At 58.4% G+C, this 25,445-nt stretch carries 14 protein-coding genes and 1 tRNA gene; 6 read left to right on the top strand and 9 right to left on the bottom strand.

The window, feature by feature from the left end; genetic code table 11:
• Positions 1 to 12 precede the first annotated feature (12 nt).
• Entirely contained in the window at positions 13 to 939 is a 927-nt protein-coding gene (locus Mal65_RS03350) for a hypothetical protein (protein ID WP_145293636.1), read from the bottom strand.
• A gap of 163 nt (positions 940 to 1,102) precedes the next feature.
• Here Mal65_RS03350 and Mal65_RS26320 point away from each other — a divergent pair, with 163 nt between their 5' ends.
• From Mal65_RS26320 to Mal65_RS03335, 4 genes are all read left to right on the top strand, one after another.
• Positions 1,103 to 1,258: a hypothetical protein gene (locus Mal65_RS26320; protein ID WP_165701037.1), complete on the top strand. Its 156-nt coding sequence runs from the start codon at positions 1,103 to 1,105 to the stop codon at positions 1,256 to 1,258.
• Positions 1,259 to 1,677: 419 nt separating this feature from the next.
• A complete protein-coding gene (locus Mal65_RS03345) occupies positions 1,678 to 3,465 on the top strand; it encodes a prenyltransferase/squalene oxidase repeat-containing protein (RefSeq protein ID WP_196784528.1) in 1,788 nt (595 codons plus the stop codon).
• 3 nt (positions 3,466 to 3,468) lie between these two features.
• A complete protein-coding gene (locus Mal65_RS03340) occupies positions 3,469 to 4,836 on the top strand; it encodes a hypothetical protein (RefSeq protein ID WP_145293634.1) in 1,368 nt (455 codons plus the stop codon).
• A complete protein-coding gene (locus Mal65_RS03335) occupies positions 4,833 to 6,071 on the top strand; it encodes a M20 family metallopeptidase (protein ID WP_145293632.1) in 1,239 nt (412 codons plus the stop codon). The genes Mal65_RS03340 and Mal65_RS03335 overlap by 4 nt, the downstream gene beginning before the upstream one ends.
• Positions 6,072 to 6,186: 115 nt before the next feature.
• Here Mal65_RS03335 and Mal65_RS03330 read toward each other — a convergent pair whose 3' ends face one another.
• Positions 6,187 to 7,281, bottom strand: a complete 1,095-nt coding sequence (locus Mal65_RS03330) for a DUF5658 family protein (protein WP_145293630.1) — start codon at positions 7,279 to 7,281, stop codon at positions 6,187 to 6,189.
• Between the two features lie 279 nt (positions 7,282 to 7,560).
• The gene (locus tag Mal65_RS03325) at positions 7,561 to 8,661 is read right to left on the bottom strand and encodes a hypothetical protein (RefSeq protein WP_145293628.1); all 1,101 of its coding nucleotides are present in this window, start codon (positions 8,659 to 8,661) and stop codon (positions 7,561 to 7,563) included.
• A gap of 280 nt (positions 8,662 to 8,941) precedes the next feature.
• Here Mal65_RS03325 and Mal65_RS03320 point away from each other — a divergent pair, with 280 nt between their 5' ends.
• Together Mal65_RS03320 and Mal65_RS03315 are read left to right on the top strand one after the other, a co-directional pair.
• Positions 8,942 to 10,552: a sulfatase family protein gene (locus tag Mal65_RS03320; RefSeq protein WP_145293626.1), complete on the top strand. Its 1,611-nt coding sequence runs from the start codon at positions 8,942 to 8,944 to the stop codon at positions 10,550 to 10,552.
• A 180-nt stretch (positions 10,553 to 10,732) separates the two neighbouring features.
• A tRNA-Leu gene (locus tag Mal65_RS03315) sits at positions 10,733 to 10,817 on the top strand.
• 435 nt (positions 10,818 to 11,252) lie between these two features.
• Here the strand turns inward: Mal65_RS03315 and Mal65_RS03310 are convergent.
• The 6 genes from Mal65_RS03310 to Mal65_RS03280 all read right to left on the bottom strand — a co-directional run bounded on the left by Mal65_RS03310 (position 11,253) and on the right by Mal65_RS03280 (position 25,416).
• Positions 11,253 to 12,869 carry an alpha-N-arabinofuranosidase gene (locus Mal65_RS03310; RefSeq protein WP_196784527.1) on the bottom strand — a complete coding sequence of 539 codons (1,617 nt, stop codon included), beginning with the start codon at positions 12,867 to 12,869 and terminating at the stop codon, positions 11,253 to 11,255.
• A 370-nt stretch (positions 12,870 to 13,239) separates the two neighbouring features.
• Entirely contained in the window at positions 13,240 to 14,919 is a 1,680-nt protein-coding gene (locus tag Mal65_RS03305) for a glucuronyl esterase domain-containing protein (RefSeq protein ID WP_196784526.1), read from the bottom strand.
• Positions 14,920 to 15,048: 129 nt separating this feature from the next.
• On the bottom strand, positions 15,049 to 17,706 hold the full coding sequence (galB, locus tag Mal65_RS03300) for a beta-galactosidase GalB (RefSeq protein ID WP_145293622.1): 2,658 nt from the start codon (positions 17,704 to 17,706) through the stop codon (positions 15,049 to 15,051).
• A 104-nt stretch (positions 17,707 to 17,810) separates the two neighbouring features.
• Positions 17,811 to 20,156, bottom strand: coding sequence for a pectate lyase (pelA, locus tag Mal65_RS26905; protein ID WP_196784525.1), 2,346 nt, complete (start codon positions 20,154 to 20,156; stop codon positions 17,811 to 17,813).
• A 400-nt stretch (positions 20,157 to 20,556) separates the two neighbouring features.
• A complete protein-coding gene (locus Mal65_RS03285; protein ID WP_145293620.1) occupies positions 20,557 to 24,219 on the bottom strand; it encodes a WD40 repeat domain-containing serine/threonine-protein kinase in 3,663 nt (1,220 codons plus the stop codon).
• A gap of 249 nt (positions 24,220 to 24,468) precedes the next feature.
• The gene (locus Mal65_RS03280) at positions 24,469 to 25,416 is read right to left on the bottom strand and encodes a dihydrodipicolinate synthase family protein (RefSeq protein ID WP_145293618.1); all 948 of its coding nucleotides are present in this window, start codon (positions 25,414 to 25,416) and stop codon (positions 24,469 to 24,471) included.
• Positions 25,417 to 25,445: the final 29 nt, after the last annotated feature.

The raw sequence follows: 25,445 nt of genomic DNA, 5'->3' as shown, positions 1-25,445 counted from the left end.
TTCCGACGAATGTCAGGGCCCTCCCACGGTCCCGCCGACCAACATCTGCAGCGTTTCGGGCCGCACCGGATGGGGGGCGACCGGGGCCCAACGAAGCGACGTTTCCAGGTCTTCGGCGGTCGAATCCAGGCCAGCCCTGTCCGTGCGTTCGGCCGCCATCGACAACGGCCCCATCTGAATCGCCAGCGGCAGGGTCTCCACACGACGCAAATTGACGGCCAGATCTTCGGTCCACTGTGCCGGATTCATCGTCCGCAACATCTGGGCGGACGCCAGTGCGGCGATCAGCGGTCGTTGCTGTCCACCAGATAGCCTGGCCAACACGGCCGAAGCCGCGGCACGATCCTTTTCCAACAATGCCGATGCGGCGACCAATCGCACCGCATCGGAGGGATCGGCCAGGGCCGCGCGTGCCGCCTGGGCGTCGATTCCGCCCGGCCGTTCCGATGAAGACAACCAGCGAACGGGCAGCCAGCCGACGACCATCGGCGGCAACGGCCGTCGATCCAATTGCCGGACGATCTCCAACGCGATCTCCGAACGTCCGCTGCGCGATGCGGCCTGGGCGGCAGCCATCGACAACCACTGCTGTAACCAGACCGCCGGCCTCTGTTCGGTTTGCTGCAACAGTGCTCGCAACGCCGCGTCGTCATCGCCACGAACCAAAGCGTCGATGGCCTGACGCTGACCGGGCTGCCACCGAATCGGCATCGCCCACACCACTCGATCCGCGGCGACCACGCTGGCTTCCGGCTGATCGGCGGTCTGGACGTATTCCAATCGCCGGGCATCAAAGCGAATGATCTGAACTCTCAGCCGGCGAATCGGATCGGGAAACCAACGGAATGCCTCATCGAGTCTGGCCCCCGCTCCGTTGTCCTCTGTACCGCCAACCGCCGCGTCCACCGGTCGTGTTGCATCGGCAAAGCGACTGGGCATCGAGGGCTGAATCCAGACCCACGCGTCCGTCCCGACGGGCCGATTCGGCTGTTGTTCGCCGACAGCTTCCGCCGACCCCGAACCCGGCGACAGACCGCTTTGCGATTGGACCGCACTTTGCGATCGGACCGGGCCGGAACAACACAGCAGCACGACGACCAGGATGGCCCTGAACGCCTGCGTGGGCATGGGTATACAGTGTTTCCGCTGGACCGCCGCGACCGCGTGGCCGACATCCAACCGGCGGCTAGACAACGGTGGCACCGGGCGTCCGTTGGAGAATCCACGCGACACCGCCAAGGAATCGTTTGATTGGTGATCTCGCATCGCCGGGGTCCTTTTGACGGGTGTCTTTTGACCGATCCTATCCCGCAAAGCCTGCATCATCCGATTCATCGTTACCGACATCACGCGCCGACGTCACACCCCGGGACCGATCCAGTGCCGCAGACGGGCCGATCCGCCGCGGCGTCGTCTTCGCACCAAATCGTTTTGTCATCCGACGGATCACCGTGCTAGACTGGAACGTCACGAAGCCGATCCCGTCAAGCATCGTTGCCCACTGGAAGCTGTCTCACCGGGGAAAGTGGGACTTTTTCCGAACGATCGCGTCGACGTAATCGTCCTCATGCAGTGGGCAACCCGGGGGAATCTCACCGGCCATCCGGTTGACCGTTCGCCGCCTGCAACTTTTCTGATCTTCCATCATCTTTTGACGCTGCTGCGACGGGGGCGCGGATGTCGAATCTCGAACCTTCGATCGACTCGTCCAAATCGTCGGCCGGACCATCGGTCCCCAACGGCTCCCCCGCCGATGCGTCGCCGCCAACGCCGCCGCTGGTCCCACCGCCGCCGCCGACATCCCATCAAGGCCGACGCAAACAATCCGCCACGACGGGCGAACCACCGTTGCCGCCCCCGCCCACCGGTGTCGGTTCGGCCAAAGGCGTCCGCTGGCGGGGCGAACTCGACGAACTGCCCGATCCGGCCGCGACGAAAGCGAAGCCTCATACGCCGGCGACCCCCGCAGCCAAGGCGTCACCATCGGCATCTGCCGCGCCACCCAAAGGTGACTCTCCGGATGCCGATGCCGATTCGGCCGCCGCTGAACCGTCCGGCGAAGCCGAAGAGCCCAAAGAAGACCTGTCCAAGAAAGCCCCGCCGTGGCTGATCAGCATGATCGTGCACCTGATCTTGCTGGTCATCTTGGGTTTGATCAGCACACCGGTCGGCGAAGGCTTGGGCACCGTGATGATGGTGCTGGGCGATTCCACCGGTGATTCGTTCGATGCATTGGCAGAGTTTTCGATCGATCCGGTCGACGCACTCAGTGACGCCGAATCGGAATTCATCGAAGACGCCCCCATCGATTTTGACACGCCGCTGGAATTCGATTCACTGAAAGTCGACCAACCGAAGGATCCGACCGAGGCAAACATCGGTGTCGGCCCGATGGTCCAGGTCACCAATCCGATGTTCGGTGGACGCCGCGGGGCGACCAAAGCGGAATTGATGAAACGATACGGTGGAACCCCGCAAACCGCCGAAGCGGTGGACTCGGGTTTGGCTTGGCTGAAACGTCAACAAATGGACAACGGCGCCTGGAGCATGCGGGGGCCTTATCGCGACGGCGTGCGAAACGAGAACAAGATCGCGGCGACTTCGATGGCGTTGCTGGCCTTCATGGGCGACGGCAACACGCACCGGGAAGGAACCTATGCGGATGAAGTCCTGAAGGGCTTGAAGTTCTTGACCAAGGAACAGCGTCGTGACGGGTTCTTTTGTCAGAAAGTCGTCAGCGGTGATGACGAACAGGCCTACGCCCAAGCCCAAGCAACCATCGCGGTTTGCGAAGCCTATGCGATGACGGGCGATTCATGGCTGAAGCCCTACGCTCAAGCGTCGCTGGATTACTGCAGCGACGCCCAATCGGCGACCGGCGGTTGGCGTTACCGCTTCCGCGACATCGAAGGCGACCTTTCGGTGACCGGTTGGTACGTGATGGCTTTTCAAAGCGGTCGCGCGGCACCTGATTTGACGATCGACGACAAGGTCTGGTACGGCATCGACCGGTTCATGGACACGGTGTCCTTGGGCGCCGGATCAGCCTACGGCTACTTGCCCGGCTATGGTGAAACACCATCGATGAACGCCGAGGGGTTGCTGATTCGGCAATACACCGGCTGGCAACGCGAACACCGTTCGATGCAACGCGGTGTCAAAAACTTGTTGGACAACTACATGTTCGACATCGACCAGTCGGACGTTTATTACTGGTACTACGCGACCCAGGTATTGCACCACTACGGCACGTCCGCTTGGTCGCTGTGGAACAACCGCATGCGTGAAGCGTTGCCTCAAGCGCAAACCAAACGCGGGCGAGAAAAAGGCAGTTGGGCACCACAGGGCGACAAGTGGGGCGACCGTGCCGGCGGACGACTGTACACGACCTGCCTCAGCCTGTATTGCCTGGAGGTCTATTACCGTCACATGCCGCTTTACGACATGTGGGAAGAAACGCCTTAGACCATGGCCGGCCCCTCCGATCCATTGGCCAAGTGGTTGCCCACCGGTGACCCGCTGGCACCGCTGAAGACCGCTACGCAGCCTGCGGTCACCACGCCGCCTCCGCCGTCCACGCCCGAGCCGGCGACAAAACAACAACTCCATGCACCGGAGCAAGCCGAGCCACCAACCGCAACGGTGCAGCCCGCCGGCGGCGAAGTGGATTCCGAAGCGATCCCCCTGGCAATTCCGGCCGCAGCCCTCGCGCAGGCCCCGCCTCAAGCCACAGCCCCGTCCGTTGCCACGCGACCATCACCGGACACCGGGGATGATCCTTTCATCACACCCGATCCCGACGCTCATCGCCCCCATCGCCGGGCGTCCAAACGTCGCCCCGGTGGATTGGCTGTCACCCTGGTCGTCGCATCGGTCGTCAGCCTGGTCGGCTGGGCAGGCGTCACCTTGCTTTCGGGTGACGGCGATTCTACGGAAGTTGGCAATGGCGATTCGCTAATGGCATCGATCGACACACCGAACGCCCAAGGCCGACCAGACGTTGCACCGGAGCAGCAGCAAAACGGTGCTTCCCAACAGACGCCGGTGATACCGCCCGGCCGCAGCGATCGGTCTTCACTTGCCGCGGATCTCGGTGAATCCTGGTTCGACCAGGAACCATCTTCGTCCGATACAGTATCGCCGAGTGATTCATCTCCAGACGAGCTATCACCGCCGTCGATCCCCCAGCCATCCACACCGATCGATACTTCATCCACGACATCACCGGATCCCGCGACGATGCCCGGCCCTGAACCAACAGAGCCGCTCGTTAAAACGCCTCCGGTAAGCAACGACCAAATTCGTCGTGGCGATGATGCCTATCAAGACGCCATGAACGCGTTGCGATCGGGCCAGCTGGACCGGGCAATTGTTTTAGCCAAAGCCGCCATTGCCGCCGCGGCCAACTCCCAGCAAGATCGGCGTGCGGAGGCCGTTCGTCAGTTCGCCGAGTTGGCCCAGTACTATCGTGGGGCAGTGGATCGATCACTGAACCGGTTGTCCCCGGGTGATTCGATCGACTTGACCAGCGCCGTCAAAGTTGTTTTGGTGGAATCGTCGCCCGATCGGGTCATCGTTCGGACCGCGGGCCGCAACAAACGCTTCGCCCGCGACCGCATGCCCATCGCCCTGGTCGACCGTTTGGCCGCCGATTCACTCGTCGACGCTGGGGACACGGCGTTGGCCGCCCGCGCGTGTTTTCATTCGGTCAGCCCGTCGGCCGGAACCGATGCGGATCGGCGACAAGCGTTGGGCTGGCTGCAATCAATCCAAACGGAAGTGATCGGCGCCGATCGCGACGCGCTGATTCGTGTTTTGGAACAATGGAATCCATGACCTCATCCCCTTTTCAGCCCGCCCGTTCCGCCGCCGTCGGCCAATGCTGTGAATTGTTGGATTCGCTGATTCGCTATCCGACGATCAGCCACACCAGCAACGTGGACATCCACGGCCACATCGCTGACGTCCTGTCGGAACTGGGGTTTCGTGTTGAAAACAGCACCTATATCGACGCACAAGGTGTCACTAAATCCAACCTCGTGGCGGTCAGGCCGCCAGTCCCCGCATCGACGACCGACGCGGCGGGACCATCCCACGGCTCCTTGCCGCCCGTTGATTCGTCGTTCCCCACCGAATCGGGATTCGCGTATTTCTGTCACACCGATGTGGTCCCCGCCGACGGCTGGGACGGACCCGGCGGTGATCCGTTCACGCCCGTCATCACCGACGGCCAGATGTATGGCCGCGGGACCTGTGACATGAAAGGATCATTGGCCGTCATGATCCAAACGTTGCGTGGGATTGCCGCGGATGAACAGCGGGCGCCGATCTGGGTGGTCTGCACGGCGGACGAAGAAGTGGGTTTCCAGGGTGCCCAGCACTTGGTCCAGCACAGCGGCGCGTACCGCCAACTGGTCGAAGCCCAACCGCTGGCTGTGATCGGCGAACCGACCGGCCTTGCGGTCTATCACGCTCACAAAGGCATCACCGGATTCACACTGACCAGCCAGGGCAGGGCGGGGCACAGCAGCACGCGCGACGGCATCAACGCCAACATCGCCATGGTGCCATTGCTGGACAAGCTGCTGGAAATCTATCACCGCACCGAATCAGACACGCGGTACCAAAACGATCAGTTCGATCCGCCGACGCTGTCTTGGAACTTCGGCGTCAGCGATTCCATGAATGTGGTCAACATCACGCCGCCCCGGTGCAAGGCTTGGTGTTCGCTTCGGCCGATGCCGGGGATTGATGGCGAAGATTTGATCGACGAAGTTCGCACACTGGCCGAAGCACAGGGCGTGCAGTTCACACGGCATCCGGGATGTCCGCCGTTTTGGTGCGAAGCCGATCAGCCCCACATTCGCCAACTGGCATCGATCACCGGCACGCAACCGGCGACGGTTTGCTATGGGACCGACGGCGGTGTGCTGACCGAACTGCGATCACGTGTTGTTCTAGGCCCCGGCGACATCGCCCAAGCACACACCAGTGACGAATCGATTTCGATTCGGCAAATCGCCGATGGCATCGAACGGTTTAACCAGATCGTCCGCCACTGGACGTGTTGACGCTGAATAACATCCACCAAGACTCAAACGGGTCACCAACTGCCCCGGCGGTCCTTTGCGTGAAAAGATCACCGGACCACACGCACAGGCGTGCCGTCGCACCGCAACTGGGCGACTACATGAACATCGAGTTGAAGATCAACCAACGAGCGGTCAACAACGTCAGCACCAAACATCCCCACCAGGATGCCATCTGTGCGACCGATCGTTGATGCAGCACATACAAGATTCCCGCCGACATCATCACCACGGCAGATTTGAAGGCGATCAAGTGCGTCGGGTTGCTTAACAAACCATTGCCCAACGGATTTAATTCACGCATCGAACCGGTGTGCGACGCCAACATCGTCCAAATCAAATCAACCGCTGACAGAAACACGAAAATCAACAGCGATCGCATGACGATCGTACGCTGGCGTGACGAATCGGTTTGCGGATCACCAGTGGATTCCAACACCGGTTTGTGTTGCAACAAGTGCCCGAACCCACAGGCGACACAGATCATCGCAAAAATCGTCAGCGGATAAGTGTATCGATCCAACACGGCCGCCTTTTCCGTATTCGATTCGTTCATCAAGACGATTTGATCCGAGATGTCCAGCGCGTAACGAACCCGGTCTTCCAACGCGGGCGTGATCTCCAAATCGGTGACAAATTGTGCCAATTGCGAACGATCCGTATCGGTCAAGACGATCGAATCCAACATCTCATCCAAGGAAGCACCGAGCGTGCGGGTGTGAATCGCCAACAGCAACTCCGGCGAACCTTCATAGGAATCCAATACGATCGGATGGCGGCCTTTTTCAAGGACGACGACTGCCCGAGCATCGCCTAGCAACGTGGCATTGATCGTTTCGCTTAACTGCTGCAACGTTTGAATGCGGTTGCTGCGCATGCGGGCGAAAAAGCGACGCCGCGGGGGCATTGCGTCAGAATCGCCGGCCGACGACTCTTCCGCCGGCTTTCCCAGATACTGTCGTCCCAGTTCGTGACCATTGACAATCAAGCCGGATTGAAGATCCCAACCCACCGCATAAGGCGGTGCGATGTACTGGCCGTCCAGAAACAAGAGGCCCGAGTTGGCCACCGTCTTGGCGTCCCTGCGATAGGCAACCTCCACCGCATCGGCGGTGGGTGCAACCAGCAGGGCGGCAAAACTGATCAACAGCGTCGGGGTCAGCGGCGACCGAAATGTTTGACTCGTCAACATCTTGCTTGCACCGTCAAAGCGTTCGCGGGCCTGTTTCAAAGAAACTCCCGCAGTGGGTTTGGTTTTCAAATCGGCACTTCAAAAGTGAGCACCCGACTTCAAAATGAACCCTTTCGCTCCGGATGGGTATCGCTTTCGTTGACAAATTTTCAGAGGAATCTTCAATGCGGCACTGGCGCCGCGACTACGGCAGGCATGCCGCCATAGGTTTTTGTGAAAATTTCGGACGATGCGCCGAATTGACGCTTCGGTGAGCCACCCCATGCGTTTGAGTGCGGCCTACTGCTCCGCGGATCGCTGGTAAAGTTCGGCTTGCCGCAACATCAATGCTTCTAATGCACTCCAGTATTCGGCCGAATTCATTTCCGGCTTCCGACGTTTCAGCGTTTCCAAATCGCGCTCGATCACATCCCGTTCGGCACGCTGGGCCTCGTCCAGCCGGGGCAGGTCGGACGCCGCCACCAGAGTGATTCGTTTGGCAAGATTTCCGTCGGCTTCGGCATGCTTCTGGTCCGCCGAAAGCCCATCGAACCACTCGGCAGGTGTTCCCTGGGCATCCCCGTTGTCGTCGATCAACGCGTGTTCGCTGGCGATGCGTCCGGCATCCCGATAGAACTGACGGGTCTTGCCGGCGGCCATCACAAAGGCTTCCAAGACCGAGGTCTCATCGTCATGGTCCAAATCAGCGGCATCGGAAATGATCGCTTGAACAAAGTAACCGCCGAACCTTGTCCAGTCGCGTTCGTCACCGCTTTGGGTCGCCGCCACCACGACTCGATCAGGCCCGGAAAGCCGATTGACGAAAGGTCCGCTGCACGACGCGGCATTGACGATCACCGTGCGTGACGAAGTCGCCGATAGCCACTGGGCCAATTCGGCGGCGGACACATCGGGACCGACCAGATTGAATTTTGCCACGTCGTCGGCAAAGGTGCCGTGGCCCAGCAGGATCAACCACAATGTCGGCCCACCGCTGGATTCGGCGTCACCATCGCCGGTGGCGGTCATCGGTTTGGCACGTTCGGCCAACGCCCGACGCAATCGCTGGCGATCGCTTGTGGGCTCGTCCGATACTTCGGCTGATGCTGCGTCGTCGGGCGAAGCCGCGGGGCTGCCGATCACCTGTATCCGGATGTCAGAATGATCTTGCAAGGCTTCCAGTTCGGCGGCCCACTGACGTAGCGGTTCGGCATATTCGTCAGCCCCGGCCGCGCCGAACACGACCAAGACATCGGCCGCAGGAACTTCATCAGCGGCGTCTCCGCGGCCTGCGGTTCCGGCAACAAAGCTGCCCATCCAGGCAGCGCCGACAGCCCACCACAGACCATGCCCGAACCGTGTCGGAATGTCTCTGACGGATCGTCGTTGAACGAATCGCATTTGCATTGCCTCGATCTAGTGAATTGTGGTCTGCCGGCGATCGGTTGCCCGTCGCGACCGCAGGGACGTCGATCACTGTGCGACGCAGGAAATCGCACCATCGGGGCCACGCCGGTGGACATGTTCGATGATAGCCGACGGGACATCGGGTCGCTTCGATGGCTTTCCTATGCGTCCCGCCCGAATGTCGAATCCGCCCAATCGCCCGCGATTCCAAACGTGTCCGTGCTATGCTGTGGTTCCCGATTCAACCCCGACGCATCTTCAGGAGACCGGCCGGATGAGACCATCCGCATCACTTGACAACAACATTGTCCCCACCGCCTTGCACCGGCACATCCGGTTTTGCCAGGGCGTCGTATCGCTGGTGTGCTGCCTTGTGGTCCTGGGCTTGGGCGGTCCCCAGGCATCGGCCCAGTCGGCGGATCCACCCAATGTCATCGTGATCATGGCCGACGACTTGGGATACGGTGACGTTTCCTGCTATGGCCACGCCGCACTGGAAACGCCGCACATCGATCAATTGGCCGCCGAAGGCCTTCGCTTTACCAGCGGGTATTGCTCCGCATCGACCTGCACGCCGACGCGTTACTCGTTTTTGACCGGCACTTATGCGTTTCGCGAAGACGGCACCGGCATAGCGCCGCCCAACAGCCCCGCGTTGATCCCGGCCGGGACCACCACCATTGCTTCGCTGTTGAAGTCAGCCGGATACCACACCGCGGTCATCGGCAAATGGCACTTGGGACTGGGCACCAAAGACGCCGGGCCTGATTGGAACGGCAAGCTTTCCCCCGGACCGCTGGAGATCGGATTTGACCATTGCTTCTTGCTGCCGACGACCAACGACCGCGTTCCGCAGGTCTATGTTCAAGACCACCACGTGTTGAACCTGGATCCAGCAGATCCGTTGTGGGTGGGCCAGAAAAAGCCATCACCCGATCATCCCACCGGCATTTCCCATCGTGACACGCTGAAGATGGACTGGTCGCACGGCCACAATTCGACCATCCACAACGGCATCAGCCGAATCGGTTTCTACACCGGTGGCCACGCGGCCCGTTTTCGTGACGAAGACCTCTCGGACCGCTGGGTCAGTGAATCCAAGCAATGGATCAAGGACCACCAAAGCGAACCGTTCTTTCTGTTCTTTGCCAGCCACGACCTGCACGTTCCCCGTGCGGTGCACGAACGCTTTCAAGGCTCATCCGGCCTGGGGCCTCGTGGCGATGCCATTGTCGAACTGGACTGGTGCGTCGGCGAACTGATTTCGACATTGAAAGACTTGCAGTTGGACCAGAAAACCATGGTCGTGTTCTGCAGCGACAACGGTCCGGTGTTGGACGACGGATACAAAGACGACGCGATCGAAAAGCTTGGCGACCATGATCCCAACGGTCCCTTCACCGGTGGCAAGTACAACGTTTACGAAGGCGGCACCCGGACGCCGCTGATCACGTGGTGGCCCGGCACGATTCGTCCCGGCGTATCGGAAAAAATTGTTTGCACCGTCGACCTGGCGGCCAGCTGTGCCGCGATGGCCGGCGTGCCGTTGCCCGACGACGGGTGCTTGGACAGCTTTGATGTTTCGGACGCACTGCTGGGTGCCGACGACGCTCAGGGCCGCCAATCGCTGGTCCAGCAGGATAACGGCAAAGGCGACAACTACGGCTATCGTGTCGGCGACTGGAAACTGGTCCGCGCGGACAGCAAAAAGGCCAACAACATGCACCTGCGATTGGTCCGGGATCCGATCCCGCAATTCCAGTTGTTCAACTTGGCCGATGATCCGGGAGAAACCAACAACGTGATCGATCAGCACCCTGATGTCGCCCAGCGGATGAAGGCCGAACTGGCCGAATTGATCGCCGCGGGACGCAGCCGCCCCTAGGGGCCGGACCATCGGGAAATGTTGTGCTCGGCGGCGTGCACCGGCCAGGCTGCTCGCTGCCCTTGCGACCAAACCGACCAAGCGATATCTTCCTGAATCTGCCGCGGCCGCGACATCGATTCGTCGTTTGTTAGCGGCCGCAGTTTTCAATCGCCCGAGATTTTCTTCGGGGCGATTTCAGCGGATGTGGCGGAACTGGCAGACGCGCTAGATTCAGGTTCTAGTGTCCGATAAGGACGTGGAGGTTCAAATCCTCTCATCCGCACTCGGTCTTTACCGAGCCCAACAGGCCTTAAGCACGTTGTTGCTTGAGGCCTTTTTTCGTGTTTCAACTGAATCAGTGCCCTTCCGGTGACATAGTTGAAACGACGGCACTTTTCCTTTCGGCAAACAACGCTACCAGCGTCCGCCGCAGACCAAGCACGAGCTACAAATCGCAAGCTCGCGCCAACGGCCCCCGGGCTCGTGATACCCAGGATGATCCTGCACGGATTGATCCGCAAAACATGTGCAAGCTGGCACACACGCTCGAAGGAATGGGAGTGTGATTGGCGAAGACGCTCCGAATATCACTTCGCTGCGAGGAACTACTGCCAGCACCCATCTGCGCAGCAACTCAGGGGTACGGCCGCAGCGCCGCGCCCGTCCATGGCATGTGTGCTTCACCGACGCATGGTTGACGCCTTGTCACCGTTGTCCGCTAGTGAGCAGTGACTGCCGAGACACTTGCCGGCGGAATGGTGATCTGGATCGTGTTTGCGACGGTCTTCAAGTTTCGGATTACTTGCGGTTGCACCGCTTCCGGATCGTCAAACGTATTGTGAGCATCGATCCGCTGTGCACTAAGCACTCGGCCGTGCGCTTTGGTCAGCTCCAAGCCCTCGAAAGCCAACTCAACCGGGTAGGACTCTGTCGGTGATGCGTTCACCAGCGACACGTTGATCGTTCCGTCCGCTGTCAGTGACGCGGACGCTGAGATGGCGTCCACCTGACTGCTCCACAACTTGTCGGGGTTTGCGTCAGTTTTGAAACTGGCGGAAGGATTGGTTGGTGGTGCATTCGCGGTCGTGCACGTGTAGGCCGGACTGTTCACGTCCAGGGGAATATGCTTTGCGCCTTGATGAATCTTGTACATTTCGAAGACGTGATACGTCGGCGTCAGCAGCATTCGATCGTCGCGAGTCAGGATCATTGCTTGCAGCACGTTGACGACCTGTGCGATGTTTCCCATCGTGATTCGGTCGGCATGTTCGTGGAAGATGTGGAAGAACAGAGCAGCTGAAACGGCGTCCCGGATCGTGTTTTGCTGATAGAGTGCGGATGGTGCATCCGGGGCCTGGTCGTACCAGGTCCCCCATTCGTCGACATAAAGGTCAAGCCGTCGATTAGGATCGACTTCGTCCAGGATCGCGATGTAGTCCTTGATGAGATCCTCGACTTGATATGTCTGCTGCATCACGGAGAACCACTCCGACTCCGGAAAGTTCAATGCGTCTCCTTTCGCGTTCCAGTCGGCCCCGGGCAGAACGTAATAGTGCATGCTGAAGGCGTCGGCTTGCTTGTGGGCGTTGCGGACCAGCGTATCCATGAACGGTACATCACGACCACTTGGTCCGTTCGCGACTTTTGTGATGTGATTGCCGCTGAAGTTTCGAACGTATGTGGCATAACGTCGATAGAGGTCGGAGTAATATTCGGCCGTCATGTTCCCTCCGCAGCCCCAGTTCTCGTTGCCGACCCCGAAGTACTTGACGCGCCACGGTTTCTCGCGCCCATTCATTCGCCGCATTTGTGCGAGCGTGCTGTTCGAGTCGCTTGTCATGTACTCGACCCACTCACGCATTTCTTCGACCGTGCCGGAACCCACGTTTCCGGCCACGTAGGCTTCACAACCGAGTATTTCGCAAAGATCGAGAAACTCATGCGTACCAAACGCATTCGTCTCGTCGCCGCCCCAGTAGATATTCAGCGTCCGGGGCCTGTCGTCGCGAGGCCCGATACCATCACGCCAGTGGTAGTCGTCTGCGAAGCAACCGCCCGGCCAACGAAGAACCGGAACGTTGAGCCGCTTAAGCGCGTCCAGAACATCCTTGCGATAGCCTTGCTCGTTGGGAATCTGCGAATCGGGGCCAACCCACAGTCCACCGTAGACGCAGCCTCCCAGGTGTTCCGCGAATTGCCCATAGATTTCGGGAGCGATGACGGAATCCGCCTTCGTGGCGTCGACAACGATCTTTGTTTGTGCGTGGCTAAGATGAGTGCAACCCCACAGAAGTAGAAGGGCAACTCCAATTCGCATTTGAAAACTGATCTTCATTGAAAGGTACCGTGATCGTGGGTTCGGGGTCGGAGTCCAGGGTTTCCCATTGGTGAAGGGGCATGATCGATTTCAGCCGGCTCGCCCAGATTCTTCTCTAGGATGGGCTGCAAGGCCGTTCGCCAGACCTCATGTCCGGCTTGCCCCAAGTGAATGCCAAAGTCGGCAAGGGCATCGGCTGCTTCGAATTCTATTGGAGTTCTTTTGGATCAATGCCCTGTGGCTTCATGACGTTTTCCGGAGTCAATTTTCAGAAACGCTTCGTAATGATCATAGCGTCTTCCGCGTTTTGGATGACGCGATGGCTGACTCCGACGCCGATCTTGACACGCAGTCCGATCGCTTCCTTCAAAGACCGCCTGGCGCCGCATTATTTTAATTCCAGCGCTGCCGGGCCAAACGGGTAGGTCGTGAATGCGATTTTGTCGAGCAACGCGCCGTCTTCGCGGTAGGCCAGGGTGAGTGTGTGGTCGCCGGGCTTCAGCGTCATGCTGCCCAGCTTGACCCATTCCCAGCCGATTGTTCCCAATCCGTTCGCCGTCTCAAACTTCCCGTCGTCAACTTTGAACCAGAACGAATCATCATCGGCCGACGGGCAATTGACTCGAGCAAATAAATGGTACTTTGAATTTTCGTTCGTCGTGAATGGAACGATCAGTGTTGCGGCTACGCCGGAAGGCGCCGCTTGGGGGCTGTTCTTGCCGGACTTGATGGTCACGTATTTACCACCTGACGCCTTTTCGTCGTTTGCAACCAGCCAGTCGGTTCCGCGTTTCAAGTCTTCCGCCTCGAAAGACAGCGTTTCCACGCTGGTCGAATCGGGCGTTGGGAATGTCGACTTGCCGGTGGCCCATCCGTCGTACCACATCGTGTGTTCAAAGTCGCCGAACGGATGCTTTGCGACGACCGTGTCGACACCTTTCTTTCCCAAAAGAAATCTGTCGACGAACGCTTCGACTTCCGGACGCTGACTGTCAGGAAGTTGACAGTGCTGGTGTCCGGCGACGATCGAGAACCCAAAGCGATCGGCGATGCCAAACTTCTTCCACACTTCGTGAGCAGCGCGGCAGGAAACGTATCCGGATTCATCGGCCAGCCATTCATAGTCGGGATTGCCAAGCACGAGCAATGCACGTGGAGCCACCATTGCCATCAGTTCGTGATGGTCATACGGGAGTTTTTCAACGGAATTCCCGAAGCGGAACATGTCTTCAAGGAACCAGGCACGACTAGTCTTCCCAAGCGTTTCAACGTTCCCCAGCGTTTCGGAAACCCGCCACGCTGCCGCGCCGCCTCCGCCGGATTCCTGTGCGATGGTCAGTGCGATTCTTTCATCAAAGGCTCCGGCAAACAGAGCCATCTTTCCGGCGAAGGAACAGCCGGTGACCGCGAGATGTTTGCGATCAATTGGAAGTACTCCTTCCACAAGTTCCAAGCCATCGATGATCCGGCTGATTCCCCACGGCCACGCGCTGTACGCGCCGATGTGATTCAAATCAGGGTACAGCCGATTGATCGGTTCGTGACCTCGCTTTTGTGTGTGTGACATCACTTGGCTGAAATTAAAACCAATCATCGCAACGTTCCGATCGGCAAAAATGTCGGAAGGAAGACTTCCACTGCCACCGCCGAACCCGATTCCAATGACTGCTGGAAACGGTCCGTCACCTTCGGGCAGACGAACACGCGCCGTCAGGACCAGTGTTTCACCATTCTCCGCGACGTTGACCGTCAGAGTGCTGTCTTTGAAATCCGCTGTGATGTTTTTTGGGCGAGGCGGTCTCTGTCCGATTCCGTAATGTTCAATCTCGGCTTTGATCTCAGACCGACGTCGACTCCAGTCTCGGAAGTCCGTCGAACGACCGCTTCCATCCGACCAGGCGAAAGGATCAGGCAACGGGCGGACGATTGGCAGTTTTTCATAGTCGGGCAAAACGGGCGCGTCGAACTTTGTCCCCGTGTGTTCAACGTCATAAACCAGCGGCACGTCCTGGGCGAACAGTCTTACCGACGCCAATAAAACAAACGCCAGTGTGATATGGATTCTCATACTCGCTTCCTGAGTGCGACTGTCGTTTGTCGGGAAGATTTGCAAAGTGTGTCGTCCATCCTCGCCGTGAGAGGATGAGTCGGTTGTTCAATTCGACGAGGGTTGATTCGCATGAAGCATCTTTGCTTCTTATTTTGTCCCAGCAGCAATCGTGACCGAGGCAAGGGGCAGACCCTTGGTGGTCGCCGTCACGCGAATCTCACCAGGTTCACCATTCTTTGTGCGAACAATGGCAAGGCACAAACCGTTGAAGGCGGGCCGCGTGGCTGACGGGAAGGCGACGAAACACGTGGGATCACCATTGTCGGTGGCGGCAATGTGTCCGGGGCCTTCGACGCGGAATGTCAATTGGTGGTTCGCCTGGGGAACAGTCGTGCCGTGCGCGTCGACAATCCTTGCCGTAATGAAACTAAGGTCCCGACCGTCCGCGTGAACACGTTTGCGATCAGCAGTGATCTTCACTCCTGCGGGCTCGCCTGCGGTCCTGACGACCGTGGATGCCCATGCCTTTTCGTTCTTGTAGGCGACGGCTCTAAGTTCGCCGGGTTCGTAGACGACGTCGTCCCACCGAAGGCGGTATTCGTACCGCTGCTTTTTCTTCCTGCCGAGTGACGAGCCGTTCAGGAAAAGCTCTACTTCATCGCCGGACGTGAAAATGTGAACCGGCGTCTTTTGGCCCTTGCGATCGGGCCACGTCCAGTGTGGCAGAACATGCACCATTGGGTAATCCTGTCGCCAGTGAGACTGATACAGGTAGAACCGATCTTTCTTGAACCCGGCCAGATCGATCACGCCAAAGTACGAGCTCCGAGCCTCGTAGTATGGGGTTGGTTCCCCGAGGTAATCCCAACCGCTCCAGACAAACCCGCCACCAACGTAGGGATGTTTTTCAAGAGACGCAAAGACCTTGTCAGCCGATGACCCAAAGGGTGCCGTGTACAACTCATAGGAACTCACGTACTGTCGTTTCGGATCGCCGCCGACTCCGTCTGCAACCGGTGCGCTGTTTCCTTCCGCGACCGGAAACAGGTAGGTACCTCGCGAACTGACTGCGGCTGCGTTTTCACTGCTAATGATCAGCCTGTCGGGATACTTTTCATGGAAAGCCGGATAGAGGGGCGGCGTGTTGATCCCCTTGAGGTGCGAATACGCGGGCGCGTTGCGAATGCCTTCGCCCTGATAGTTCAGGCTGATCACGTCCATCGGTTCTGAAAACGCCATATCCGGCTTGGCGAAGTTCATCGACGCCGTCATCGGCCGAGTGGGATCTTCTTCCCGGGTGATATCGCGCATCCTGGCGGCCAATTTTGCCCCAGCGGCGCCCGTGTACTGTTCGCCGAGTTCGTTTCCGGTGCTCCACAGAATGACCGACGGATGGTTTCGATCTCGTTGAATCAACGACCGCAAGTCCTGTTCGTGCCAATCGGAAAAAATCAGATGAAAGTCCAGCGGCGTCTTTTTGCGAGCGAACACGTCGTACAATTCGTCGACAACAAGAAAGCCCATGCGATCTGTCAGTTCCAACAGTTCCGGCGCCGGCGGGTTGTGAGCCATGCGGATCGCGTTGCAGCCCATCTCCCGCAGCAATTCCAATTGTCGCTCCGCAGCACGAACATTGAAGGCGGCCCCGAGTGCCCCGAGGTCGTGATGCTGATTCGCTCCCCGAATGGGAATGTGTTCGCCGTTAACGAGCACGCCTTTGTTAGCATCGAATTCAAGGTTGCGAATTCCAAAACGTGTTTCGTACGTATCCACCAGTCGGCCATCGGCCGACAGCGTGGTGACGGCAACGTATCGGTGTGGAGTTTGAGTTGGTGGCGGTCCCCACAGCTTTGGATTTGGCAACGCCACGGAAGATTCAACATTGACCGAGCTTCCCGCAGCAACGTTGGTCCTCGACTTTTCAAACTCCGCGATTGGGGATGCTGCCTTGTTGCCATCGACCGAAAGTTCAAACAACTGCGTTGACACATCCACCTGTTGGGCCTGCCGACCGTCGTTGTCGATGGCAATTTTCAGATCGATCTTCGCAGCGTTTTCGGTGACCTCCGGGGTCCGAACAAAAGTTCCCCAATGACCGACATGGACCGGCTGAGTTGTTGTTAGCCAGACGTTGCGATATAGCCCGCCGCCCGGATACCACCGCGACGAATGGGGTGGGTTGTCCAATCGAATCGCCAATTGATTGTCGTCGCCCGGCTGAAGGTAAGGCGTCAGATCAAGCCGCCAAGACGAGTATCCGAATGGCCAACCGCCGACCAACTGACCGTTCACCCAGACCATCGCGTACGACATCGCACCGTCAACATCCAGAAAGACTGATTTCCCGCGATCACCGTCAGGGATACTGAGTTTTCGGCGGTACCAGGCGACCCCGGGGCTGGGCAGTCGGCCCATTCCGCCGGTAACTGGCACATCCCAGCCTTTCATGAACGGCCCGGCAATCGCCCAGTCGTGCGGCAAATCAACGGACTTCCAACCGCTGTCGTCGAACGAATTCTGGACGAACGGAAAACCACCGCCCGGGTTTCCGTTCGGGCGCTGCGTTCGTTTTGCAGGGCTGGAAACAAATGCGTTTCCCGACGGAAGAATCCACGGCTTCAGCGTTTGATCACTTGCCGCGACTTTTTCTGCTTCGGTTGGTTCCGTGTCAGCCGGCCGGTCGTCCTTTTTGTCGGTGACTTCTGGCCGAACGTCATAGATCAGAGCGTCGGCATCTTCTGCATCGGCGTACTTAAAAAAACGCCACCCATCGTTGATCGAGACACGCGTTCGACCAAAAGACATCGGGCGATCGGCAGATGGCGAGTCCTGAGCGGAAACGAAATTGTCCCAATGGACGCCTGGAAGGCATACAACAAGTGCAATCAGAATCGTAAGTTTTCGTATATTCATGGCGCAAGCTCGGCGGAGTTTACTGGGACTGGTCGCTGACAGCGAAGAATGCGGCCGGCAAAGTCGCTGAGATAGGACTCTCGCCAACGGCTGACGGTCTTTGCCCCACTGTGCGGGCCTTCCGCCAGAGATGGTGCCAGATCGTCCGTCCACCAATTTGGCAGCCTGGTATCAGGACGTGCGGCAACCGAGGGCTCGGGTGCACAGGCCGTAATTGCCCCTCTTAAACCGTCCAGTGATGCCACGGTGCTTTCGAGCTGGAACGAGTATTGTTTCGCGGCTTTTGGACAGAACCGAAACCGCATCGTCCTGTCGTCAGCCAAATGCCCAATCAGACGCTGATTCTCGACTATCAAAGTCGCCTTTGCGTCTGGCGGCGCATCTCCAGCGGGTATCACTAATTCGAGAATCCCGAAGACTTGGAATCGATCAGACTCCTTCGGCAGACGATTCAATTTCAGATTGGGCCGCTTCCATGCCCGAACGTACCTGCCTCCCCAGCCGGGGTGACTTGGGTCTTCGAGACGACCGTTAAGCAACCAGCCGACCGACGGTGTGTCGCCCATCTTGATGTCGGCTTTCTGCCGAACGAAGAAGTTCCCGAGCGCGCCGATGCCCTTGATGTGCTCGGACACAAATTGTTCGTTGCCCCAGACACCCGATTGATCGCCGCCGGTATACCAGCCGCGATACGTTGCATTGGATTCGATCATCCATAGCGTCGGGTGATGATCAACGACGTATTGATAAGCATCTGGAGACCACTTTTTGTTGGGGCCGCCGATCCAGTAAACACGCAACTTTGGCAAAATTTCCGGCGCATCGTTTAACGCTTGGGCGACATCCTCTAGCCCACCCCAGACCAGGAGATAAAGCGGCCGAGGATCATCTCGATGGGCACAATCGATGATCCAGCGAGACCCTTCGGTTGGCCGTCTTACGCCCGCATAGGGAGCACGCTCGATTTCTCCCTGCTTTGTGATCGCACGCAGGATGTCCGGATTGGGGTATTTGTCCGAATAGCTTGAAAGGCATTCGTAATCCTGTTCGTAGCAATCGATCACATCAAGAATGTCCTTCATCCGGCCTTCGCCGTATGGCGACGAAACCAGCCCTTCAAGATCAAGCAAATCGGAATAGACAAGTAGGTGAACCATGGACTGAAAGTCGTCCGGATCCGTGCCACCGATGTCGGTCGATACGATCACGCGACAACGATAGCCGCTGGCACCGCTGTGCTCTGGGATACGCCTGGATCGCGATCGCAATCGTTTTTTCGCACCCTCGCGATGAGGCCATTGGGCATACTTCTGTGCGACCTTCTGGCCCCAGTTTCCGTACCATGAGTATCCGCCGCGCCGCTCGTCTCCAATTTCCTGAATGTCATACTTGATCACTCCATCGCGATCACTGAAGATCGGACGATTCGATTTGATCTCGTAGAAACGGGCCCACAGTGGCCCGGCCTGTTGATCTTTGGTGAGTGCAAGACCCGTTTGGCTTTTGTTGTAGCGGTAGCCTTCGATCTTTACCGAGTCGAACCACTCGACGCCGGCCTGGACCGCCCGCATCATCTCGGGCGTTGGGTCGCTGACGCTCATCAGAAATATCAACACGCCGGCACTTTCACTACCACTGAGCGATGGATGTTCGTAGCTGCGGGCCTGCGCCGGGGCCAGCGTCTTGACATCATGCTGGGCGCACCACACCGTGGGAACACCATCGAAAACCACCTGGCACTTCAAAATACATTCGATGCCAATCCGAACAGCTTCTGCTGCCTTGCGTCGTCGCATCCCATCCACAAATCCATAGGGAGCTTCTCCATCCGCCACATCACGAAGCAAATGCATGACGCGAATCATGGCCCCGTCATTAAATGTGATGTGTGAGTAGTATCCTTTCCTCAGCGGCCAGAACTGAGGCCAGCCGCCGCCCGGGTACTGAGCGGCAAGCAGATAGTCGACACCCTTTAGAAATGAATCTCGGTACCGAATGTCGCCGGTTTCATGCGCCATCCGAGCCAGAAACTGCATCGGCACGGTGGTGGCATCGTTATCAAGACTGTTTGCACGACCGTCGCCGGGCCGTGGAATGTCATCGGGAGAACGCGGTGGCTTCGCCAAATCCGTACTTTTCGGCCAACCGCCTTGCGGCGACTGATATTGGATCACATTGTCGGCGACTTCCCGAGCGACATCGGATTGAAACCACGCGTCATCATTCCTAAGCAAGTTCTTGTCGAAGCGAATTTGTGCGTCGGCACTCTTTCCTGCAACAATCAAAATGAGGATCGCGGACAAACACCATTGCAGGACGTGAAGATGTCGACGGTGAAGCATACGGATGATTCCGATTCTCAATGAAGTTCAGCACTGCCCCGATTATTGTTTCATCCACGATCATTTGGCAAAAACGACTGCGATCGACGGAAAGTCCGACATCATAACACCTCGCGATCGCTGGTTTTTGCGTGGTTCGGTCACGGCATCCGACGCGTTGACGTTCAGAATCATTCGTCGATATGCGTAGAAATAGGGTTCGCCGTCGTTGGGGAACTCTAAAACGGCGTGAATGCTTTATCCATCCGCATCCGCATCCGCATCCGCATCCGCATCCGCATCCGCAGGAAGGGAAAACTTCGCGGTTAGGTCGCCGGAGCCTTCGATTGTAACGGAACCTCTGTAAGTGGCCGGTTATTCGTAGATAAGCCACGAAGGCGTCAGTGAGCCGTCATCGGGATCAACGCGGTGCGGGTGTCATCGCGGTTTTTGGGGCCGCCTTCGCGGTGAATGAATCGCCGGCGAACAAGGGATCGACGGCCAGCACTTTACACGGATAGTTGAAGCCAAAAACCATCAGACGCTGTAACGGTTCATTGAAAAACAAGCGATCGGATTGGCGATGTTCGAATTTCAGAAAGCCTAGGTCGCGACCACTGCGCACATCCCAAAAGTGAAGCGTTCCGCCGGAACAGGCGGAAACCAACGTCTGGTCGTCTTCGATGAAACACAGTCCGTCAACGCTGTCACGATGCCCACGCATCAAGCGACGCTGGGAACCATCGGATGTCCGCAGCAGTTCGATGGTGCCGTCATGATGCCCAACGGCCAGCAGTTCTTGTGAAGCCGAAAGCGCCGCGCTGCAGTAGTTGCCGTACTGGCTGGGACGTTGATCGACCAAACGCATCGTTTCCGAATCGATCCACCACAACAATTCTTGGGATACGACCAAGTACCGATCTTGTCGATCAAGCGTGATCACCCGACTGGCACCAGGCGATGGCCCCGTCACCCGTTCCTGTTCGGTCCAATCGGATGTTCGGTAACGCCGCAGATGGTCGTCGAATAACAACAACAGGTACCGATTGTCATTGGTGAACCGGACGGCATCCGGCTCCTGGGGCTGACCAACGATCGGCAACCGAGCGATCACGCTTTGATCGTCGACGGATTGGACGACGACGCGTCCCTGACAGCCCACCGCCATCCATTGGCCATCGCTGGACACATCGATCGAATTCCGCTGTGTGTCGTCATCGGTCGCCACCTCGGTGACCTCCAAGGTCGACAAGTCATACTTCTGGACACCGCCTTCTTGCAGCCTTGTATAGACTTGCGTCGCCGCCGGGTTCACCGCCGCAATATTGATCATCGGGTCCCCAATGGACCGGAACGGTTGGCGAGACAAATTCAAACGGTGGATACGGATCACGCCGTCTTCGCCACCTTCGGCCAACGTATTGGCGTCAATGAATTTGATGCTGGTGATCCGGCGATCGCTGGCCGTGATCACTTCCGGACGATCCAGCGGACGATTCAGGTCCCACACATAAACCAGGCCGTTGTCACAGCCCGCCGCGACGTGTTGCCCCGCATGGTCCAGCGCGATGCAACGCAGTCGTCCGCGAATGCCGCGATGGTGTTTCCACTGCTTACGGTCGGGCCAGCCATAGACAGCAAAGTCATTGTTGTTCGCCACAACGATCCTTCGGCCATCGCCTGAAAACGCAAATGAGGTACTGTCCAACTCGGTTCGCCACTTCGTCGCCGCATCCATGTCCGACACCGGCCACATCTTGATGCTGTATCCGACCAAATCACCGGTGGTTTCATCGGTTTCGCGAAAGGCCGTTAAAAGTGTTTCACCGTCCGGTGCAAAGGCCATTGATTCGTTACGGGATTCGGCCATTCCGCTGCCGATAACGTTGCCTTCGGCGTCGTGCACTTTCACCTTGTGATAGCGTCCCGCGGTCGAAACAAACTGCCCATCGGCCGAGATCGCAACCGATTCGACGGAATAGCCATGGCCTTCCAGTCGGCGAATCAATTCGCCATCGTCCATGCGATGCACCTGAACCGAGTTGATTCCTAACGGCACATTGCGTCCAGTAACAAACCACTTCGCATCCGGCGAAACAGCGATGGCATCCAGACGCCCGCCGATCGGATGTCGGCGAATCAGTTGCCCATACGAGGGCCCATCGGCCAGACTCCAAATCGCCACGTCCCCGGAATTCCCGACCGATACCAGTTGACGCCCATCACTGGTGACCGCGATCTCGGTCACCCCCTTTGGATCGGCTTCGATCCGCAACGGTGCCGGGCGATGCGTGATGGTCCGCAACAACCGCCATTCAAATCCGCGCGGATCATAGGTCCCCGGTGCCATCCCGACACGATCCGGGTCGTGACGATCCAACAGTTGCTCCACGGCATCGAAATCGCCACGATCGTAGGCGCGATAGGCGGCCGCGACATCGGCGACATACAACTGCCGCCGCAACCGCCGCTGGCTCTGATCCAAATCCAAATTGCTTTTGGCCAGCGCGGCATTGGTGCGTTCGAGCGTCTCGTTGGCCGTCCCCAGTTCGCGGTTGAACCTCGCCAGGCGTTGGCCCATCAGGTACTGAGCCGCAATCACGGCCAGCACGATGGTCGCGGTAAGAGTCGCAACGGCAAGCGCGGCTTTCGGATTGGACACCACCCAGCGAATCGCATGATCGGCAGGGCCGGGCGTCCGCGCGACGGTCGCCGTTCCCGCCGCAAATCGTCGCAAATCAGCGGCCATGTCCGCGGCGGCCTGGTAGCGATCCGACGGCATTCGCTGCATCGCCTTCAAAATGATCGCTTCCAACGGCCGGGGAACGTCGGGCAACACCTTCGACGGTGGCGGAAACCGACCGGCGCTGATCTCCATCAAGATGCGAAACCGATCGCCATGATGGGGACGCCGACCGGTGACCAATTCGTACAACGTCGCCCCCAGTGAATAGACATCACTTCGGTGATCGACCTGACCCTGATCGGCCACTGCCTGCTCGGGACTCATGTAGTGCGGCGTCCCGATCACTTGCCCCGTCTGCGTCACGACCGTGTGCGCTTCCCCCAGCGACGCCAGTCCGAAATCCGTCAACCACAGGTGCCCGGTGGAGTCCAACATTAAGTTGGATGGTTTGACATCGCGGTGTACCATTCCCTGATCATGGGCCGCCTGTAACGCATCGGCCGCCACCGCGATCATTTCCGCGATGTCCTGGAAACGGTCACCGTGTTTCGCTGACGCAGTAAAACATGCCATGGCGTCCGAACGAAAACCATCCATTGCACCCGAGTGAATGGATGCTTCGCCAGTTCCTTGGTCGCGTCCGTCGGACGTGGATGGCATCTCCACAGACATCGTCCCGACCGTCGACAAACCGCCAGACTGGATTTCCGAATCGGGTTCATTCTGCAATCGTGGATCAGCGATTCGCATCGCCGATACCAAATCAGCAAGCGTGCAACCATCGATCAGCTTCAACGCCAGATACGACGCATCATCGTCGGATCCGAAGTCCAGCAGTGGCACAATGTGTGGGTGATCCAGTGATCGGATCGCCGACGCTTCACGCCGAAATCGCTGTACCAACACTTCATCCGCGGCCGCGACGGCGTCCAGCACCTTGACCGCGGCGGGATGCTGATCCGATTGGCGGCGTCCCAGATAAACCCGGGCCATTCCGCCCCGGCCGATCAAACGTTCCAGCCGGTATTCGCCCACCACGTCTGGACGTCCGGACCGGACGTGGATCTCTGTCGATGCATCACCGGTCAGCGACGATGAACGGGATTCGTCCGACACTAACAATGGATCGGACGGCGGTTCCGCGGCGTTATCGTGAGCGGTCAGGTCTTTGGCATCCCCACCAAGACTCGGTTCCGTACCGGTATGGGACCAGTCACCGGCCTCGGTATCGCCCGCACTGTTCGCCGGATTCGCCCTTCGAATGAATCCCAGAAACGCATCACGATGGCGAGGCCAGGGACGGACGAATTCCTCGGGGTCCAAATGATGCCCCGATTCCAGCCGCTGCAGATACGCAGCAATCACCTCGTCCAGCGTCTTGTTTTCCGATCGGGTCATGCCAGCCCTGCAATGTCATGTCCGTTTGCCTGACTAGGAATCCATCGCCGGCTACACCCGATCATCCAGCGACTCGGCACGGACCCCCATCAGATTTAGAAACGATAGCACCCCGCAGAGCCAATCAAAGGCCCCGCCCCATGATGGTCCATCGAAACACCAAAGTCGAACATGCGGGAGCTGATTTTTGCACAATCATTCTCACGCCGCCGAAGGCCCCGCCCCCCCGCGGCGATGGCGTCCGCAAAATCAAGCGTCGCATTGCGGGACCCATTGATCCCACCATGCCCGGAACAACTGCAACTGAGACTCGGCAAACGCGGCTTGCCTGGGCGACAATCCATCGGTGGGCTCAAGATGATTTCGGTATTCCTGAAATCCTTGCAGATACAGCAAGTACTTGTAGTACATCACTAAATCGGGTCCTTCGTCATAGCGTGAAAGGACGGCCAAGGCATCATCCAGTTCTTTGGCATAGCGACGAGCCCGGACGTCACCGGCGGCCGCCTTTCGACACAGATCGACCAACCGCAACACCGCATCGGGCAAACAGTTTCCGATTCCCGTGATTGCACCGTCGGCACCACAACGGACGAACCCATGAAAGACCTGGGTATCCACGCCTGCCATCAACAACAAACCGTCGTCGCCGCTGGTGATTTGTTCGGCGGCATAACTAAGTGAATCGGCACCGCCGAATTCCTTGAATCCCACCAAGTTCGCGAAACGATCACGGAGCTCAAAGAACAAGTCCGCTTTCGTTTCATAGCCGTAGTAGGGGCTGTTGTAGATGACCGAGGGCAAATCGGGTGCTGCAGCGAGTACAGCGGCAAAGTGACTCCGTTGTGCGGCCGCCGATGTCCCGCGCGAAAGCACACGCGGGATGACCATCAGCCCGGCTGCACCAACACGTTGGGCATGACGTGCGTGATCCGCGGCCACCGCGGGACTGATCGCGCCGGTCCCGACCACTACGGGAACTCCGGCATCGACCAGTGCTTTGACACCGTCTTGCCGCTGTGCATCCGATAACAAGGGCCATTCACCCATCGATCCACAGTAAACGACCCCCGACATTCCGGCATCGATCATCCGCTTGCCGTGACCGACCAAAGCATCGAAATTTGGCTTGCCCTGTTCATCACAGGGCGTCATCAGAGCGGGAATGCATCCACGAAAAACCGAGCCATCACTCATCCGATTGCCTGCTGACGATCGTTAACAAA

Origin of the sequence: Crateriforma conspicua (assembly GCF_007752935.1) — a bacterium.
In the GTDB taxonomy this organism is placed as follows: Bacteria; Planctomycetota; Planctomycetia; order Pirellulales; family Pirellulaceae; genus Crateriforma; species Crateriforma conspicua.
Note: the sequence above shows the minus strand (reverse complement) of the source record. Positions and strands in the feature narration are given on the sequence as shown.